Raw genomic sequence first — 18,672 nt, forward strand, 5'->3', positions numbered from 1 at the left:
AGTCTCCAACAGACTCTTCGTCAGCAGGAGTTCTTCCGGAAGCACGTGGCCGCACCCCACCTTGCAGCGGTCACGGCGCTACGGACCAGAAGGAGACCCCCCATGAGACACCGCACCACGGCAATCTCAGCGGCTCTCGGCCTCGGACTGGCCCTGGGCCTGGGTGCGATGCCCGCCTCGGCTGCGACGCCGGACGACAGTGCCAGTACCACGAAGAGCAGCGCAACCCGTTCCGGATACATCGGTGAATCGCACAAGGCGACCGAGGCGTTCTTCAACGCCGTCGTGAAGGACGCCCTGAAGAAGCAGGCCGCGAAGCCGGGTATCCAGGCGGTCACCGTCAACTACGACGCCAGCGGCGCCCCCACGTTCGCCGGCCAGATAGCCAACAGCACGGCGGTGTGGAACTCGGCCGTCTCCAACGTGCAGCTCGCCGAGGGCGGCAGCGCGAGCTTCGACTACCGGGAGGGCGACGACCCGCGCGGTTCGTACGCCTCGACCGACGGTCACGGCAACGGCTACATCTTCCTGGACTACGCCCAGAACCAGGAGTACGACTCCAACCGCGTCGTCGCCCACGAGACCGGCCACGTCCTCGGCCTGCCGGACCACTACGAAGGTCCGTGCAGCGAGCTGATGTCCGGTGGCGGCCCCGGCCCCTCCTGCACCAACGACAAGCCGGACGCCAACGAGGCGGCGCAGGTCCAGTCCCTGTGGGCCAACGGCGTGGCGAGCGCGGCCTTCGACCAGGCGGCCTTCGCCAAGTGACGGTGCGGCCCGGGCCGGAGAACGGACCCGCGGGCCGGTGAACTCAGCAGTCCGAAGAACAGCGCAGCACTCAGCACAACCGCTCAGGCACGACGGAGCACCGCAACAGAACAGCGGAACCGACTCAGCACCACGCCGGAACAGCGCGTAGCACGACGACAACGCACCACGCCTGAAGAACAGCGCAGTTGTACGCACCACGCCTGAAAGATGCACCACCCGCATCCCCCCACCACGGAGGCCCCCGGCGCACGTTCCGGGGGCCTTCGGGTTCCCCGGACGCATACGCCTCCGGGCGGCCGGGTCGGAGTGACGGGCCTGCCGTCCGCGCGGGGGGCCGCCGGATGTCCGTCACCCCGCCCACCGCCGGCCGACGCCGATGCCGGGCCGGGGACGCAGCGACGTCTCCGGCCCGGCACCGGCCCGGGCTCAGCCGGCCGCCGCCGCGTCCGCCTTCTGCGCGCGCAGCGCCCGCTCCACTCCCGCCCGCGACTCGGTCACCAGACGCCGCAGCGCCGCCCCGGGCTGAGCGCTCGCCAGCCATGCGTCCGTCGCGTCGAGGGTCTCCTGCGAGATCTGGAGCGCCGGGTAGAGCCCGATCGCGATCTGCTGCGCCATCTCGTGGCTGCGGCTCTCCCAGATGTCCTTGACCACGGCGAAGTACTTCTCCGCGTACGGAGCGAGCAGTTCCCTCTGGTCGGTCTGGAGGAATCCGCCGATGACGGCCTCCTGCACCGCGTTCGGCAGACCCGTCTCCTCCGCGGCACCGCTGCCGACCACCGACGCCCACGCCTCGGCCTTGGCCTCCGCCGTGGGCCGGGCGGCCCGCGCCATCGCCGCATACCGCTCGCCGGCCGAGGTCGCGTCGCGCGCCAGCTCCGCCTCGATCTCCTTCTCTCCCGCCCGGCCCGTGGCGGCCAGCCGCTGCAACAGCGCCCAGCGCAGCTCGGTGTCGACGACGAGGCCCTCCAGCGGCTCGGTCCCATCCAGCAGGCCCTCCAGCAGGGCCAGTTGGGCGTCCGTACGTGCGGCCGACGCGAACGCGCGCGCCCACGCGAGCTGGTGGTCACCGCCGGGGGGCGCCGCGCGCAGCTGCTCCAGCGCCGCCTCCGCCCAGCGCATGAGGCCCTTCTCGCGCCACTGCGGGTCCGCGTACAGGTCGAGGGCGAGCTTGACCTGCCGCTGGAGCGACTGGACGACGCCGATGTCCGACTCCTTGGCGATGCCGGAGAGGACGAGCTCCAGGTATTCGCGCGCGGGCAGTTCGCCGTCGCGGGTCATGTCCCACGCGGAGGCCCAGCACAGCGCGCGCGGCAGGGACTCCTCGAAGTCACCGATGTGCGCCTCGACCGTCGCCAGCGACTCGGCGTCGAGCCGGACCTTCGCGTAGGCGAGGTCCTGGTCGTTGAGGAGGACGACGGAGGGGCGCTTCCTGCCCACCCACTGCGGCACCTCGGTGAGTTCGCCGGTCACGTCCAGCTCGACGCTCTCCGTACGGACGAGCTTGCCGTCCTTGAGCTCGTAGCCTCCGACGGCGACGCGGTGCGGGCGCAGCGTGGACGTGCCCGTGGCGCCGGCCGGAAGGGCCGGTGCCGTCTGCCGTACGGCGAAGGAGGTGACGGTGCCCGAGTCGTCCGTGGCGATCTCCGGGCGCAGCACGTTGATGCCCGCGGTCTCCAGCCACGCCTTCGACCACACCGTCAGATCGCGGCCCGAGGTCTCCTCCAGCGCGCCGAGCAGGTCGCCGAGGCGGGTGTTGCCCCACTCGTGCCGCTTGAAGTAGCGCTGCACGCCGCTGAAGAAGGCGTCCTCGCCGACGTACGCGACGAGCTGCTTGAGGACGGAGGCCCCCTTGGCGTACGTGATCCCGTCGAAGTTGACCAGTACGTCGTCCAGATCGCGGATCTCCGCCATGATCGGGTGCGTGGACGGCAGTTGGTCCTGCCGGTAGGCCCAGGTCTTCATCTGGTTGGCGAAGCTCGTCCAGGCGTGCGGCCAGCGGGAGCCGGGGGCGGCGGCCATGCACGCCACGGAGGTGTAGGTGGCGAACGACTCGTTCAGCCACAGGTCGTTCCACCACTCCATCGTGACGAGGTCGCCGAACCACATGTGGGCCAGTTCGTGCAGGATCGTCTCCGCCCGCGCCTCGTACGCGGCGTCCGTCACCTTGGAGCGGAAGACGTACTGGTCGCGGATGGTGACGGCGCCGACGTTCTCCATCGCGCCCGCGTTGAACTCCGGCACGAAGAGCTGGTCGTACTTCGCGAAGGGGTAGGCGTAGTCGAACTTCTCCTGGAACCAGTCGAATCCCTGCCGGGTCACCTCGAAGATCGCGTCGGAGTCGAGGTGTTCGGCCAGTGACGGACGGCAGTAGATGCCGAGCGGGATCGTGCGCCCGCCGCCCTCCCAGGTGCTGTGCACCGAGTGGTACGGACCGGCGATCAGGGCGGTGATGTACGAGGAGATGCGCGGCGTCGTCTCGAAGCGCCACAGCCCGCCCTCCGGCTCCGGCGCGGGCGAGTTCGAGATCACGGTCCAGCCCTCGGGAGCGCGCACCGTGAACTGGAAGGCCGCCTTCAGGTCGGGCTGCTCGAAGCTGGCGAAGACGCGGCGGGCGTCGGGCACCTCGAACTGGGTGTACAGATACGCCTGCTGGTCGACCGGGTCGACGAACCGGTGGAGGCCCTCACCGGTGTTGGTGTACGCGCAGTCCGCCACGACCAGCAGCTCGTTGGCGCCCTGCGCCAGGCCGTCCAGCGCGATGCGCGAGTCGGCGAACGCCGTGGAGGGGTCGAGAGACCGTCCGTTGAGGGTGATCTCGTGCACCGCGGGTGCCACCAGGTCGATGAAGCTGGAGGCGGCCTCGGCGGCCTCGAAGCGGACGAGCGTACGGGAGCGGAAGGTGCCCCCGTCCTGCGCGCCGCTCAGATCCAGCTCGATCTCGTAGGAGTCCACGCTGAGGAGCTCTGCGCGCTCGCGGGCCTCCTCGCGTGTCAGATTCGTGCCAGGCACCTGGTGCTCTCCCCTGCTCTCGCGGTCTCACGATGTCGTAGTTCGGCCATCCTTCCACGTGGCCCCACCCACGGTCCCGACCCGCCCCGGAAGCGGCACGACGGTCCCCGCCGACGCGGGCTTCCGCTGGCGCGGGCCTCCGCTGGCGCGGGGCTCCGCTGGCGCGGGGCTCGCCGGGGTGCCCTTGCACGGAGGGGCGCCCGGCGGGGCGCGAAGCGCCACGCGCTGCCGCGCGCGGGCGACGCGCCAAGCCGAACCGCCACCGTCCGGGCACGCGGCCACCCATTGCAGCCGATCTCCGGCCAGGGAGGCGGGCCAGTGAGGACGGACCCGGGACCGTGAAACGCGAACTGGCAGCGCGCTGCCGCGCGGAAGGCCCAGTGACCGGAGCGAACCCCGGACCACGACGGTCAACTGCCGCGGCGGAAGGCGAACTGACACGCACCACTGGGGAGCGGAACGCCACACGCTGCCGCGCGGAGGCCCAGTGGCCGGGGCGAACCCCGGACCACGACGGTCAACTGCCGCGTCGGAGCGCGGCGGTCACCGACCGAGCGGGGGTGGACGTTGACGCGCCGCGGCCACGCGGTGCGACAGCGGCCAGCACCGCGCCACCGGGCCCCCGGCGGCCACCCACCACGACGCCGACACCACGGGCCACCACGCGCACGCAAGCCGCGCACCCGCGAAGCCGCACACGCACAAGCCACGCGCGCGCAAGCCACGCAGCCACCCGCAAGCCGCACGCAAGCCACGCCCCCCGCTCACCCCGCCGCCGCGCTCCGAACCGCTCACAACCCCCCCAAAATGAACACCGAGTGAGCAGCAGGGTGACGGCCGGGCAGTCCCGTACGACCGGCAGGAGGCGGGGGTTCCGGATGGTGATCCATGAGTGGGGATGGGCGTTCGACGTTCTGCCGTCGTTCAGCCGCAGGTCACTCCCGATGCCAAACATCCCTGGTGAGAGGGTCGTTCCGGGCCGGTCCACACGAGCGGCGCGGTACGGCACGTGCTCCGCTTCGCGTCCGTCCCCACGAGAGGCAACCCGCATGGACCGCAGCAGCCGGCGGCAGACCCGTCTGCCCCACCGCCGCACCCTCCTCACGCTCGGTGCCACCGGAGCGGCCACCGCTCTCGGAGGCGTATCCGTGTTCAACGGCCGTGCCGCCAACGCCGGTCAGCCGCCGAGGGCGACACCCTCACCCGGAGCCATGGCCCGCTCGCGCGCCGCCCGCGCACGCGCTCACGCACCCGTCACCCGTGACGCACCGGTGGAGCCCTCGCCCGAGGGAACCACGCTCGCCGCCGTCGCCACGCCGCGCGGAGACGCCGACGGCTACCGCCGGCTCGGCGACGGGCCGGGCTGGAAGCGGCTCGTACGTACGGAACTCGCGGAAGCCCGGCAGGGACGCACCGAGAAGCGGCGCACGCTGGCCGCCTTCGTACAGTTCACCGATCTGCATCTGGTCGACGTGCAGCACCCGCTGCGCTACGAGTTCCTGCGCACCGAGACCACCAGCGCCTGGCGTCCGCAGGAGGCGGTCTCCGTCGCGGGCGCCGTCGCCCTGATCGAGCGCGTCAACGCGCTGCGCGGCGGCCCGGCCACCGGCGAGCCCCTGTCCTTCGTCGTGACCACCGGCGACAACACGGACAACAACAGCCGGTCCGAACTCGACTGGTTCCTCACGGCGATGAGCGGCGGGCGCATCAAGCCCAACACCGGCGACGTCGACGCGTACGAGGGCGTGCAGAACAGCGGCCGGAAGCTGTACTGGCACCCCGAGGACGAACTCCGCGACCGCGACAAGGCGCTGGGCTTCCCGCGCATCGACGGCTATCTGCGCGCCGCGATACGCGAGGTCAACAGCCCCGGCCTGGCGCTGCCCTGGTACTCCACGTCCGGCAACCACGACTCGCTGCCCGGCGGCTGCTACGCCGGCAACGGCTTCTTCGCGGACTTCGCCGTCGGCGGCAGGAAGCTGATGGAGCTGGCGTCCGAGGCGGAGGCCGCCAAGCTGTGGAAGACGGTGGAGGACGGCGGCGACCCGAAGGGCGAGCTGTACCAGGAAGTCCTGCGCTCGAAGCTGCACTCGAAGGAGATGCGGCACGTCACCGCGGACCTGGGCCGCGCACCGTTCACCAGGAAGGACTGGGTGCGTGCGCACATGCGCCGCCAGTACGCGGGAGCGGGCCCCGTCGGGCACGGCTACACCGATGCCAACCTGGCCGAGGACCGCCTCTACTACACCTTCCGGGTCGCGGAGGGCGTGACGGGCATCAGCCTCGACACCACGCGGCACGACGGCGGCTACCCGGGCAGCGTGAGCGACGCCCAACTCGCCTGGCTGGAGCGCCGGTTGAAGGAGGAGCGCGACAAGGGCACGTACGTGCTGATCTTCAGCCACCACACGAGCACCACCATTCCGGAGGGCGGCGACAAGCTGATGTCGCTGCTGCACCGGAATCCGCACGTCATCGCCTGGATCAACGGCCACAGCCACAAGAACCGCATCAGACCGCGCCGTACGTTCTGGGAGATCTCCACGGCTTCGCACATCGACTTCCCGCAGCTGGCACGCACCCTCGAACTGGCCGACAACGGCGACGGCACGCTCTCCCTGTTCACCACTCTCATCGAGTCCTCCGCGCCCGCGCGCACCGACTTCCGCGACCTCTCGCAGACCGGCCTCGCCTCCCTCTACCGCGAACTGGCCCTCAACTCGCCCGGCGCGCGCCGCGAACTGGGGGGCAAGCCCGCCGACCGCAACACGGAACTGCTGCTGCCCAAGCCGTAGCGGGCAGCGGCAGCGCCTGCGCGGCGCCGCGAGGAATCCGCTGTCGCTCCCGCCTCCGCAGGTGCACAGTGGCGGCCATGACGAGTACGAAGCGGCCCGGCGCGGCGGAACCGGCGGAGGCGAATGCGAAGGCGGAGGCGAAGGCGGAGCCAGCTGGAAGCTCCGCCCGCTTCTTCGGGCGCAGCCGGGGCCCGGACCGGACCCGGGCCGCCGGGTCGGGCGGCCCGGCGCTGATGGTCGTCGCGGGGGCCGCCTGCACCTCGTCCTCGGGCATGTTCATCAAGCTCTCCGAAGTGAACGCCGGCACCGCCGGGTTCCTGCGGTGCGCGCTCGCGCTCGTGGTGCTGGCGCCGATGGCCTTCGCCGAGTGGCGCCGCAACGGCCCGCGCCCGATGCGCCTCCTCGTTCTGGACCTCGCCGCGGGCGTGCTGCTCGGCCTTGACTACGTGTGCTGGGTGCGGAGCATCCACGACCTGGGCGCGTCCATCGCGACGCTGCTGCTCAACGTCCAGCTGATCGTCTTCCCGCTGCTGGCACGGTTCCTGACGGGCGCGCGGCTCGCGCGGCGGTTCTGGGTGACGGCGGCCGTGCTGCTGATCGGACTCGCCCTGGCGGGCGGTGCGATCGGTCAGGCGGAGCCCGGCAGCGACCCGCTCTCCGGCGTGCTGTTCGGCTCGATCGCGGGCGTCGCCTTCGCGGGCTACCTCTTCCTGATCCGGCTCGGCGGCGAGGGCGGCCGGAGCGGCGCCGCCCAACAGCCGTCCGCCGCCTGCCCGGAGGAGATCGGCGCCACCGCCGACGACATATCCGACGGCACATCCAGCGAGACCGCCGACGGCACCGCCGAGAGCACCGTGGACGGCAAGCGCACCGGAACCGGAACGCGCACGCCCCGCATCGCACCCGCATCCCGCACCGGCAGGCACACCGTGACGCCCGTCTGCACAGCCACGTTCGGGGCGGCCGTCTCGGCCGGCGTGCTGGGCGCGCTGTGGACGGGCGTCGACCTCAACCCGGGCTGGCCCGCGTGGGGTTGGCTGATACCGATGGCGTTCCTCGGACAGGTGCTGGCCTGGCTCCTCATCAACCCCGCGCTGCCGCGCCTCGCCGCCGACAAGGGCGCGACGCTGCTGCTTCTCCAGCCGATTCTCGCGCTCCTCTTCGGTGTCGGTTTCCTCGCCGAACGCCCTACTCCCACCCAGTACGCGGGCTGTGTCCTGGTCGTTCTCGCTGTCTGGCGCACCACCCGTACGGATCACTAGAGTCGGCGCATGTCCGTGCGCTCCACCTTCGTGGCCATGGTGACTGCCGCTGTCGCGGCCTTCTCCGTGAGTTCGTCGGCCGCCGCCGACGAGGGACACGCCGCGACGCAGGACGCGATGGATGCCGAGGTCCAACAGGCGGGCGCACCGGGGGTGTTGGGGCAGGCCCGGGACGGCGGCGGCGTATGGCACGGGACGTCGGGCGACGCGGACCGGGTGTCGGACCGCCCGATGATGCCTCAGGACAGGTTCCGCATCGGCAGCCTGACGAAGACCTTCATCGCCGCCGTGCTGCTGCAACTGCAAGCGGAAGGCAGGGTGGACCTGGACGCGCCCGTCGAGCACTGGCTGCCGGGCACCGTACGGGGCGGCGGGCAGGACGGCCGCGTCACCACCGTCCGCCAACTCCTCGGCCACACCAGCGGCTTGTACGACTTCACGGCCGACTCCCGTATCAAGCGCGACTACTTCGGCCCGCGCTTCGCCGCCCACCGCTACGACTCGCACAAGGCGGCGTCCCTCGTGCGTACGGCCATGGAGCACCCGCGCTCCTTCGAGCCGGGCACCGAATGGGGTTACTCCAACACCAACTACGTGCTCGCGGGCATGGTCATAGCCAAGGTCACCGGTCACTCCTACGCGTACGAGATCGAGCGCCGCATCATCCGGCCGCTGAAGCTGCGCGACACCTCTCTGCCCGGCACCTCCCCCGCCATTCCCGGCCCCCACGGACGCGCGTACTCCACGCTCTCCCGTACGGGTCCGCAGGCGAACGTCCACGACGTCACCGCTCTCGACCCCTCCCTCGCCGGCGCCTCGGGCGAGATGATCTCCTCCACCGGCGACCTGGTCCGCTTCATGCGCGCGCTGCTCTCCGGCGACGTACTGCCGTCGCGGCAGCTGGCGGAGATGAAGTCCACCGTCCCCGCTGACGGGGGCGACCGCTACGGGCTCGGCCTCACCGAGCACCGGCTCTCGTGCGGGATCACCGTGTGGGGCCACGAGGGCACCATCCAGGGGTCGGTCTCCACGGCCGTCGCCACGGCGGACGGCTCGCACGCCGCGGCGTTCAACGTGAACGGCGACTGGACGGACGGGACGGCCTCGCTGGTCGAGGCGGAGTTCTGCGGCTGAGCCGCGCAGAACGCCCGACTCGCGGGCTGATCCGCGGCGTTCGGCTCCTGCTCGCCCGCATCCCCTAGCGCGGCGTCACGATCACATACTCGGCGGGCTCCCGTTCGACGGCGGTCATCAGGGCCGTACGCACGATCGCGGCCTGCTGCTCCAGCGATTCGCGCAGCTTCGCCGGCGTGAGGTGGACGACCGTGATGCCGAGCCCCTCCAGCGCCTCGCGCTTGCGGGCGTACTCCGACCACTCGGCGTCCTGGTCGAGTTGCGGACGGGGCGCGCGGGTGTCGAGTTCGAGGGCGACGGCCTGGTCCGGCCAGTACGCGTCGACGCCGCCCAGGTGCGGGCCGCCCGGGAGACGGAGGTCGACGTTCCAGCAGGGGTCGGGAAGCCGGTGCCGGAAGACCATCTCGTAGAGCATGCCCTCGGCGATGGCGCGGCTCTCCGCGACCAGCGTGTCGACGGCGTCCCTGACATGGGGCCTTCCGAGGAGTCTCGCCCTGAGCAACTCGCCCACCACGGCGCCCGCTTCGCAGTGCCCGCCGCGCACCGACTCCACGAGCAGCCGGCGCACCACGCCGGCGTCCGTCAACTGCCCGACTGTGTCGGCGAGTGCGCGCGCGACGGGCGCGACAGGCAGGCCGGTGACCTCTTCGGGCTCGGGCAGGCTGTGGCCGCGGACGATGTGGACGCATCCCGTCGAGCGCAGCCGCTTCGTACGCGGTACGAGCACGTCGATGCGGTCGAGGGCGCGCAGCGAGGGCGCACCCGTGAAGCCGTGCAGGGTGAGCGCGGCCAGGCCGGTGATCATCGCCTCCGGCGGCTGCGGCGGCGGGCAGTGGCCCATGGCGGAGGCGCCCGCCGGCATCACGGCCGGAAGCGCAGCGGGGGCGGGAGCCGCGCCCCCGGTGGACGCAGGGCGGCCCGCACGGGTCGCGTACCCCTGCTGCGCGGGGATCTGCGGGCATTCGCCGCCGGCGTAGAGCAGCGCGGCGTGCAGCCGCTCGTCGCTGGTCGGCGGGCCGGGGTGGAGCAGATAGACGCCCGGGAGCAGCAGTTGCCAGGGACCGCCGGGCCGGCAGCGCTCGTTGGCGACGGCCGAGGTGACGCCGTGCTCGCGGAGGGCGTCGGCGGTCAGCACGCGGTGCTGCGGGGCCTGGGTGAGGTGGCTGAGCGGACGAGGGGAGAGCGGGGTGTTGTGCGTCATGCCGGGCCGATTCCCTGCCACGGCCCGCCTTCCAACCTCTGTTACGAGCTCGTCGACAAAGCCGGACAACTCTGCCCTAAAGTACGAACGTTCGAGTGTCGATCAGACTCGCACACTCGTCGCATTGTGCGCATGCACGGTCAACGCCCGTACAGAGCAAGGAAGTTGGCAGCACGGCCGCGGGGAACGGCCCTGGGGTACGACCGGCTCAGGACTGCTGCTTGCCGTTGCCGGACCTGCCGCCCAGCATCACCAGAGCAGCGATCACGAGGAAGATGCCGACCGGCGCGGCGACGAAGAGCCCGAGGGTCTCGACGACGCTGAGGCCGGGGCCCGGGTCGTCGCCGTCGTCGGGAGAGACCGCGAACGCGGGGGACGACACCAGCAGCATCAGCGCCGAGACGGCGGTGACGGTGCCGGCTCGCAGCACGTTCTTGTTGACCTTCGCAATGCCCTTGTCGCTCACACCGTCAACATAGCCGACCGCTCTCGGGGGCACGCTCCCGGGTCTGCCGGGGGCCCGCGGCGGCTGGGCGGCCGGAAGGCCGGGATCAGATCTCGGTGATGTCCGCGCCGAAGCCGTTGCCGGTGGGCTCGCTCGTGAGCGGCAGCTCGGCGAGGGGCGGTTCGCTCGTGAGAGGAGCGACGTCGGCGAGGGGCGGTTCGCTGGTGAGCGGCGCCTCGAAGCAGCCGCATGAGCACGAGCCGTCAAGTCCGGAGTCGGGGTCGGAAACACCGGACAGGTCTACCGGCTCGTGCCCCTGTTTGGAGAGCACCTGCTGTTTCGAGAGCACCTGTCGCGGAAGCGGCGTGAGCACGGAGAGGAGTTCAGCGGACGCAGCCACGGCGGGCCTCCGTTCGTTGACGTCGGATGGTCAGGTGGATGGCCCTACCCAGCCGGGCCGCACGCAGACGTAATCGCGGGCGGAACGTGGCCGAGGTCACGTTTCCTTCCGCAGGCGATTTGCCTGTCTGCGCCCGCGAGGGGCGAACGGACGGCAGGATTCCAGGTCATCTCGCACGAAATTTTACAGGGCACTCACCGAAGGTCACCACCTGGCGCCCGAGATGCGGCACTTCGCCTGCTGCGAGCCGGGCCCGTCCACGGGTGGCGACTCTCACGGGTCACTGTGCGTACGCGGCCGGGTCGTGCCGCGTGACACGCACCGCGACTCACCGTCACGGTCCGCGCCACACCGTGGTGAAGCCCCGCACGGCAACGCGCCGCAACGCACTGCAACGCACCGCTGCGTGGCGGGAGATCCGCCCCCGGCCGGGCCGCGACCAGGCGCTCACTGCGCCCGCATGACCCGCCCCCGGGCGGCCCAGGAACCGGTGCGGCGCCGCCGTGCGTCCAGCCATGGTGGAACCCGATGCTCCGCGAACGGCCCCCGCTTCCAGTCGCGTTGACACGCCAGACGCGACGGTGATGGGCTCGGCCTTTCGAAGTGGGCCTCGTGGGCCGAGTGTTCAGCTCTGGTGAACAATGTGACCGATGTGAGCGACCTGAACGGTGAGGCAACGTGGCCTCACGGGCGGCGCGGGTGACGCGGCGCGCGGCCGGACCGAGAGGCCGCGCAGCCGGCAGACCGGTCAGCCGCCGGCGGATTCCGGAACGGGGAGGACGGGAGGACGTCGTGGGCGCAGCGGCCCAGGGGGACAGAGCACGGCGGCGGGCGGGAGCCACAGCGCTCACCGCGGCCGTCATCGGCGGGCTTCTCGGCGTACCCGCGGCGCAGGCCGCGCCCGCACCGGGCCCCGGCGGTCACTCCGCGGGCACCGCGGACCACGAGCCGGACAACGGGGCCACCAAGGCCCGGAGCTCGTCCGTACCGCCGGTGTGGCCCCGGCCGCAGGCGATGCGGCAGCGCGGCCAGGCCGTGCCGGTGGGCCGTGAAGTGACGCTCGTCGCGGACGAGGACACCGACGCCCCCGCTCTCGACGCCCTCAAGTCCGCGCTGCGCGACGCGGGCGCGCGCGACATCCACGAGGTGCGCCCCGGGCAGCAGTTGCCCACCGGGGACGGCCTGCTCGTACGGGCGGACGCCGCGTCGGCCCCCGAGGCACTCCGCGCGCTGCACGCACCCGCTCGCGGCGACCTGCCCCGCGGGGGCTACCGGCTCGCCGTCGGCCGGGCGGACTCGCGCGCCACCGTGGCCCTCGAAGGGGCCGACGCCGACGGCCTGTTCCACGCCGCGCAGACCCTGCGGCAGCTGGTCACCGAGGAGGACGGCCGCCGCGGCTTCGCCGGCGTGACCGTACGGGACTGGCCGACCGCACCCGTGCGCGGCGTCACCGAGGGCTTCTACGGCAGCTCCTGGACGCAGCAACAGCGCCTGGAACAGCTGGACTTCCTCGGGCGTACGAAGCAGAACCGCTATCTCTACGCCTCCACCGACGACCCGTACCGGCAGTCGGCTCACTGGCGCGACCCCTATCCGGCGGCGCAGCGCGACGAGTTCCGCGCTCTGGCCGAGCGGGCGCGCCGCAACCACGTGAAGCTCGGCTGGGCCGTGGCGCCCGGCCAGGGGCTGTGTTTCTCCTCACCCTCGGACCGCCGGGCGCTGCTGCGGAAGCTGGACGCGATGCGCGCGCTGGGTTTCGAGGCGTTCCAACTCCGTTTCGAGGACGTCAGTTACAGCGAGTGGCACTGCGACGAGGACGCGCAGGCGTACGGCTCGGGCCCGAAGGCCGCCGCGCGCGCCCACGCGGAGCTGGCCAACGACGTGGCCCGCCATCTCGCGGCTCGCCACCCGGGCGCCGAGCCGCTGTCCGTCATGCCGACCGAGTTCTACCAGGGCGGCGACACCGACTACCGCACCGAGCTGTCGGAGAAGCTGACGCCGGCAGTGCAGGTCGCCTGGACGGGCGTCGGCGTGGTGCCGCGCACCATCACCGGCGGCGAACTGACCGCGGTACGTTCGGCGTTCCGCGAGCATCCGCTGGTCACGATGGACAACTACCCGGTCAACGACTACGCGCAGGACCGGATCTTCCTCGGGCCCTACCGCGGCCGCGAGCCGGCCGTCGCCGCGCGCTCCGCCGCCGTACTGACCAACGCGATGAAGCAGCCGACGGCGTCGCGCATCCCGCTCTTCACCGCCGCCGACTACGCCTGGAATCCGAAGAACTACCGCCCGCAGGAGTCCTGGCAGGCCGCGATCGACGAGGTGGCGGGCGGCTCGCCGCGGGCGCGCGAGGCCGTGCACGCCCTGGCGGGCAACGACGCGTCCTCGCTCCTGGGCGGCGAGGAGTCGGCGTATCTGCGGCCGCTGCTGAAGGACTTCTGGGACGCCTACGACGCGGCCGACCCCGAGGACGGCGCCGCCGTGAAGCGGCTGCGCGTCGCGGCGGACCGGCTGCGCGCCGCCTTCCACGCGATGCGCACCGCGCAGGATCACGTGCCGGACGCGCTCGGGGCCGAAGTACGCCCGTGGCTGGAGGAGTTGGCGCGGCACGGCGAAGCCGGCGAGAAGGCCGTACGGATGCTCGTCGCGCAGGCGCGGGGCGACGGCGGACGCGCCTGGGACGCGCGGCTCGCGGTCGAGCGGCTGCACGCGCAGGACGGCGGACGCGGCGAGGGACAGGCGGCGACCGTCGGCAAGGGCGTGCTCCCGGAGTTCGTGAAGCGTGCCCTGAAGACGTCCGACGGCTGGACGGGTGCCGGCCGCAAGCCCACCGGACGCCACAGGGCCACGGCGCAGGGCGCCCCCGCGGCACGTCCCGACTCCCCCGCGGAGGCCGCCGTCGACGGCGACCCGGACACCGCGTACCGCGCCGAAGCCGCCCCGGCCACCGGGTACTTCGCCCCGCGCGGCGCGCTGCCGGGCGCCTCGCTGCCGGGCGGACTCGACCGGCGCGGAGGCGCGAACGGGGACACGGGCGGCGGCCCCGAGGGCGACCCGCCGGGCGGCGACGGGCAGGGCCCCGACGGCACCGCCCCGGACGCCCCCGCGCTCACCGTCCGGCTGCCCGACCGGCGCCCCCTGGAGGCGGTCACCGTGCAGACCGGGCCCGGCTCCGGGACGCGCGCCCGCGTCGAGGCACATGTGCCCGGCGAGGGCTGGCGGCGTCTCGGCCCGCTCTCCGGAAACGGCTGGACACAGCGCGACGCCCACGGGCTGCGGGCCGACGCGCTGCGCCTCGTCTGGTCCCCCGGCTCGGACCAACCGGTCGTGCACGAGATCACGCCGTGGTACGCAGACCGGCCGGACGCCTCGCTCTCCCTGTCCAAGGACGACATCTACGCGCCGATCGGCGGCGGCAAGGGAGAGGTGACGGCCGAACTCCGCGGCCACCGCCCCTCGGACGTGCGCGGCAGGGTGACCGCCGACGCCCCCGACGGCTTCACCGTCCGCACCCCGAAGCGCACGGTCGTCCCCCGAGGGGGAACGGCCGGGGTCCCCGTCGAGATCGAGGCCGACTCGTCCGTGAAGCCCGGCAGTTACCGCATCCCGCTCTCCTTCGCGGGCGAGCGGCGGACGCTGACCGTGCGCGCCTTCCCCCGCACCGGCGGCCCCGATCTGGCGCGCGACGCGGAGGCCTCGTCCTCCGGCGACGAGACGGACGAGTTCCCGGCGTCGGCGGTCAACGACGGCCGCGGGGACACACGTTGGTCCTCACCGGCGAAGGACGGCGAGTGGGTGCAGCTGCGGCTCCGGCAGCCGGCACGCCTGGGCGAGCTGGTGCTGCACTGGCAGGAGGCGTACGCGAAGCAGTACCGCGTGCAGGTCTCGCCGGACGGGAAGCGGTGGCGCGAGGCGGCGACCGTGCGGGACGGCAAGGGCGGCAGGGAGAGCGTCCGCATGGATGCTCCCGACGACACCCGGTACGTCCGCGTGCAGGGCGGCGAGCGGGCCACGCGCTTCGGGTACTCGCTCTGGGCGCTGGAGGCGTACGCCGTGCAGGAGCAGTCCACGCGGGGCCGCTGACCCCGCGCGCGGCAGACCCCACGGGGCCCGCACGCGGCTCTCGGGCCGGACGCGGCCGCGTCCGGGGTACGGCACCGTGCACGCCCGCCTTCTCACGGCACGGCGTGGCCGTGAGAACAACGACGCCCGGTCTCAGGCAGTAGCTCTGCCTTCGATCCGGGCGAGGGCGTCGTCCGCGCCGTATGGCTGTAGGTACGGCATCCAGCGCGGGTCTCGGTGTCCCGTGCCGATGATCCGCCAGGCCAGGCCCGACGGCGGCGCGGGTTGATGGCGGAGCCGCCAGCCGATCTCGGCGACGTGGCGGTCGGCTTTCACATGGTTGCAGCGGCGGCAGGCGGCCACCACGTTCTCCCAGGTGTGCTGTCCGCCGCGGCTGCGCGGAATGACGTGGTCGACGCTGGTTGCGACGCCACCGCAGTACGCGCAGCGGCCGCCGTCACGGGCGAAGAGCGCCCGCCGGGTCAGCGGCACAGTGCCCCGAAAGGGCACCCGCACGAAGCGCTTCAGCCGGACCACGCTGGGAGCGGGTATGACGCGGGTCGCGCTGTGCATCAGGGCGCCGGACTCCTCGAGGCTGACCGCCTTGTCGTTGAGCACGAGGATGAGGGCGCGACGTAGCGGTACGACACCGAGCGGCTCGTACGACGCGTTGAGGACCAGGACATGCGGCACGGTGCCTCCTTGTACGTCTGCGGCGCGTGGCTCGCGCCGGGACGATCCGTACTCAGTGTGTCCCGCGCCCTGGTCATTCCGCCACCACGACCGGGTAACGCCCTGAGCGTGTTTTCAACCACACCCCCGGTTTCCCCCTTGAACTCCTGCCCCGCTTCCGAGCAGTCAAGACGTCACGAATCGTGACGCGAACCGAGTCCCGTGACGGCCGGATACCGCCTCCGCCGAACGCGGCCGCCGCTTGTGAAGGCCGTGCGCCGTTAGTGTGGTTGCCGCGTTCGGGGTCCGCGCCGTCGAGCCCCGGGCGCTGGTTGATCCTGGCACTCCCCGCTCGGAAGGTTCTGCTGTGTTCTGGCTGATCGGCGCCGCCCCTCCGTCCATGCTCGCGGGTCCGCACACCGCGGGAGCCGGGACGGCGGACGGCGGGCAGGACGGCACCGCGACCCTGGAGGACGCGCACAAGTCGGCGGAGAACGCCGCCGGATGGATCCAGCAGAACTGGTCGGATCTGGTCTCGGCCGGTCTGCGCATTCTGCTCATCGCGGTCATCGCGATCCTGCTGCGGCACGTGATACGGCGCGCGATCAGCAGGCTGATCAAGCGCGTGAACCGCCGCGCGGAGGCCGCCGACAGCGCCAACGCGCTGCGCGGGCTGCTGGTCAGCGGCGAACGGCGGCGGCAGCGCTCGCAGGCGATCGGCTCGGTGCTGCGCAGCATCTCCTCCTTCGTGATCATCGGCACCGCGCTGCTGATGGTCCTGTCCGACCTCGGCATCAATCTGGCTCCGCTGCTGGCCAGCGCCGGTGTGGCCGGTGTCGCGCTGGGCTTCGGCGCGCGCGACGTCGTCACGGACCTGCTGGCCGGGATCTTCATGCTGCTGGAGGACCAGTACGGGGTCGGCGACCGCGTCGACGTCGGTGAGATCTCCGGCACCGTTCTGGAGATCGGACTGCGCGTGACGCAGCTGCGCGGCGACAGCGGCGAGATCTGGTACATCCGCAACGGCGAGATCAAGCGGGTCGGCAACCTCAGCCAGGGCTGGGCGACGGCGGCCGTGGACGTCCAGGTGGCCCCGAGCGAGAACCTGGACGAGGTGCGGGCCGCCATCGTGGCCGTCGGCGAGGAGCTCGGCAACAGCGAGCCCTGGGACGAGCTGCTGTGGGAGCCGGTCGAGGTGCTCGGCCTGGACTCGGTGACGCTCGAAGAGATGGTCGTACGGGTCTCGGCCAAGACGATGCCCGGCAAGTCGCTCACCGTGGAGCGCGAGCTGCGCTGGCGGATCAAGCGCGCGCTGGACCGCAGGGGCATCGAGAGCACCGACCAGGAGCCGCTCCCGCTGGACGCGGCGGGCACGCAGGGCACGCAGGACGGCGCGAACGCGGGCACGGGCTCCGAGGCGGGCGCGGCCGTGCGCAGCCGTCCGAAGAGCGCCGAGGTCCCGCTTCAGAAGAGCCCCAAGTAGCGGCCGCTCCCGGCTCCCTCGCCGCTTCGGCGGCTTCGACGGCGCACTGCGCGGACCCGCTCCGGGCGCGTACCGTGCTGCTCCGTACCGCGATCCGATTGACGCCGCGGAGTCCCGGGCTCTACCGTCCAGTGACTGGAAGGCTTCCTAACAGTGGTGGCCGATGGCCGGAGGCGGAGCACGGATGGCCGGTACGACGCCGGGGACCCCCCGGGTGCTGCGCGCGATGAACGACCGTGCCGCCCTCGATCTTCTGCTCGCGGAGGGCCCCCTCTCGCGCGGCCGCATCGGCGAGCTGACGGGCCTGTCCAAGCCGACCGCCTCGCAGCTGCTCGCCCGCCTGGAGGCGGCGGGCCTGGTCCTCGCCACGGGGACGAGCGAGGGCCGTCCAGGTCCCAACGCACAGCTGTACGCCGTCAACGGGGAGGCGGCCCACGTCGCCGGGGTCGACGTCACCACGGCCCGCGTTCTCGCGGGCGTCGCCGACATCACCGGACGCGTCGCCGGGACCTGCGAGGTGCCCACTCCCGCGTCGCCGCCGGGCCGCCCGCGGCAGAGCCCGCCGGAGCTGGTCCTGCGGGCCGTCGAAGGCGCGGCCGAGGCGGCGGGCGTCCGCGTCTCGGGCCTGCACCGCGCCGTCATCGGCACCCCGGGCGCCTTCGACCCCGGCACGGGCCGGCTGCGCTACGCCTCGCACCTGCCGGGCTGGCACTCCCCCGCGCTGCTGGAAGAGATGGCCGCCACGCTGCCGATGCCCCTCGAATACGGCAACGACGTGAACCTCGTCGCCGTCGCCGAGCAGCGGCTGGGCGCGGCCGCCGGGCACGACGACTTCGTCCTGTTCTGGAACCAGGAGGGCATCGGCGCCGCGATCGTCATCGGCGGGCGGCTGCACCGCGGCCGTACGGGCGGAGCGGGCGAACTCGGGTTCCTGCCGGTGCCCGGCACTCCCCTCGTACGGGACCCCGCCCAGCTGGGCAGCGGCGGCTTCCAGGAACTCGCGGGCGCCGGGGCCGTGTTGCGCTGGGCACACGAACTCGGGCTGCCGTACGACCCGGACGCCTCGCTGCACGGGAACGCCGTCGCCCTGGTGGCGCGCGCCGCGGAGTCCACGGAGTCCGCCGGACCGGGCCAGGAGGCCGCGGGCCCGCACGCCGAACTGCTGCGCCGGCTCGCCACGGGAACGGCCGTCGGGCTGGCGTCCGTGGTCGCCGTGCTCGACCCGCAGCTGATCGTGCTCTCCGGGGGCGTGCTGGCGGCCGGCGGCGAGCGCCTGCGACGGCTCGTACGGGCCGAGCTGAGCGAACTGGCCGTACCGAGGCCCGAGTTGAAGCTGGGCACCGTCACCGGGAACCCCGTGCTGCACGGGGCCCTGGAGAGTGCGCTGGCCACGACCCGCGACGAGGTCTTCGACACCTCACGCTGAAGCGGAAGG

At 72.6% G+C, this 18,672-nt stretch carries 12 protein-coding genes; 7 read left to right on the forward strand and 5 right to left on the reverse strand.

The window, feature by feature from the left end; all coding sequences use genetic code 11:
- Nucleotides 1–102 precede the first annotated feature (102 nt).
- Entirely contained in the window at nt 103–768 is a 666-nt protein-coding gene (snpA, locus tag QQM67_RS19370) for a snapalysin (protein WP_314175216.1), read from the forward strand.
- 429 nt (nt 769–1,197) lie between these two features.
- Here the strand turns inward: snpA and pepN are convergent, their stop codons facing one another.
- A complete protein-coding gene (gene pepN, locus QQM67_RS19375; protein ID WP_314175217.1) occupies nt 1,198–3,780 on the reverse strand; it encodes an aminopeptidase N in 2,583 nt (860 codons plus the stop codon).
- Between the two features lie 1,049 nt (nt 3,781–4,829).
- Between pepN and QQM67_RS19380 the strand changes: the two genes are divergently transcribed.
- The 3 genes from QQM67_RS19380 to QQM67_RS19390 all read left to right on the forward strand — a co-directional run bounded on the left by QQM67_RS19380 (nt 4,830) and on the right by QQM67_RS19390 (nt 8,971).
- Entirely contained in the window at nt 4,830–6,575 is a 1,746-nt protein-coding gene (locus QQM67_RS19380) for a TIGR03767 family metallophosphoesterase (RefSeq protein WP_314175218.1), read from the forward strand.
- 77 nt (nt 6,576–6,652) lie between these two features.
- Nucleotides 6,653–7,837: a DMT family transporter gene (locus QQM67_RS19385; RefSeq protein WP_314175219.1), complete on the forward strand. Its 1,185-nt coding sequence runs from the start codon at nt 6,653–6,655 to the stop codon at nt 7,835–7,837.
- Between the two features lie 9 nt (nt 7,838–7,846).
- The gene (locus tag QQM67_RS19390; RefSeq protein ID WP_314175220.1) at nt 7,847–8,971 is read left to right on the forward strand and encodes a serine hydrolase domain-containing protein; all 1,125 of its coding nucleotides are present in this window, start codon (nt 7,847–7,849) and stop codon (nt 8,969–8,971) included.
- Nucleotides 8,972–9,035: 64 nt separating this feature from the next.
- Here the strand turns inward: QQM67_RS19390 and QQM67_RS19395 are convergent, their stop codons facing one another.
- From QQM67_RS19395 to QQM67_RS19405, 3 genes are all read right to left on the reverse strand, one after another.
- Nucleotides 9,036–10,172: a hypothetical protein gene (locus QQM67_RS19395; protein WP_314175221.1), complete on the reverse strand. Its 1,137-nt coding sequence runs from the start codon at nt 10,170–10,172 to the stop codon at nt 9,036–9,038.
- Nucleotides 10,173–10,380: 208 nt separating this feature from the next.
- Nucleotides 10,381–10,563, reverse strand: coding sequence for a hypothetical protein (locus QQM67_RS19400; protein WP_314175619.1), 183 nt, complete (start codon nt 10,561–10,563; stop codon nt 10,381–10,383).
- A gap of 160 nt (nt 10,564–10,723) precedes the next feature.
- On the reverse strand, nt 10,724–11,017 hold the full coding sequence (locus QQM67_RS19405) for a hypothetical protein (protein ID WP_314175222.1): 294 nt from the start codon (nt 11,015–11,017) through the stop codon (nt 10,724–10,726).
- Between the two features lie 792 nt (nt 11,018–11,809).
- Between QQM67_RS19405 and QQM67_RS19410 the strand changes: the two genes are divergently transcribed.
- Nucleotides 11,810–15,103 carry a beta-N-acetylglucosaminidase domain-containing protein gene (locus QQM67_RS19410; RefSeq protein WP_314175223.1) on the forward strand — a complete coding sequence of 1,098 codons (3,294 nt, stop codon included), beginning with the start codon at nt 11,810–11,812 and terminating at the stop codon, nt 15,101–15,103.
- A 132-nt stretch (nt 15,104–15,235) separates the two neighbouring features.
- Here the strand turns inward: QQM67_RS19410 and QQM67_RS19415 are convergent, their stop codons facing one another.
- On the reverse strand, nt 15,236–15,775 hold the full coding sequence (locus QQM67_RS19415) for an HNH endonuclease (protein WP_055485022.1): 540 nt from the start codon (nt 15,773–15,775) through the stop codon (nt 15,236–15,238).
- A gap of 346 nt (nt 15,776–16,121) precedes the next feature.
- On the opposite strand from QQM67_RS19415, the gene QQM67_RS19420 reads away from it, so the two are divergent.
- Both QQM67_RS19420 and QQM67_RS19425 read left to right on the forward strand, forming a co-directional pair.
- Nucleotides 16,122–17,237: a mechanosensitive ion channel family protein gene (locus QQM67_RS19420; RefSeq protein WP_314175224.1), complete on the forward strand. Its 1,116-nt coding sequence runs from the start codon at nt 16,122–16,124 to the stop codon at nt 17,235–17,237.
- A gap of 184 nt (nt 17,238–17,421) precedes the next feature.
- Nucleotides 17,422–18,663: an ROK family transcriptional regulator gene (locus QQM67_RS19425; protein WP_314175225.1), complete on the forward strand. Its 1,242-nt coding sequence runs from the start codon at nt 17,422–17,424 to the stop codon at nt 18,661–18,663.
- The last annotated feature ends 9 nt before the right edge of the window (nt 18,664–18,672 follow it).

Origin of the sequence: Streptomyces winkii, from assembly GCF_032248595.1 — a bacterium.
GTDB lineage: Bacteria > Actinomycetota > Actinomycetes > Streptomycetales > Streptomycetaceae > Streptomyces > Streptomyces winkii.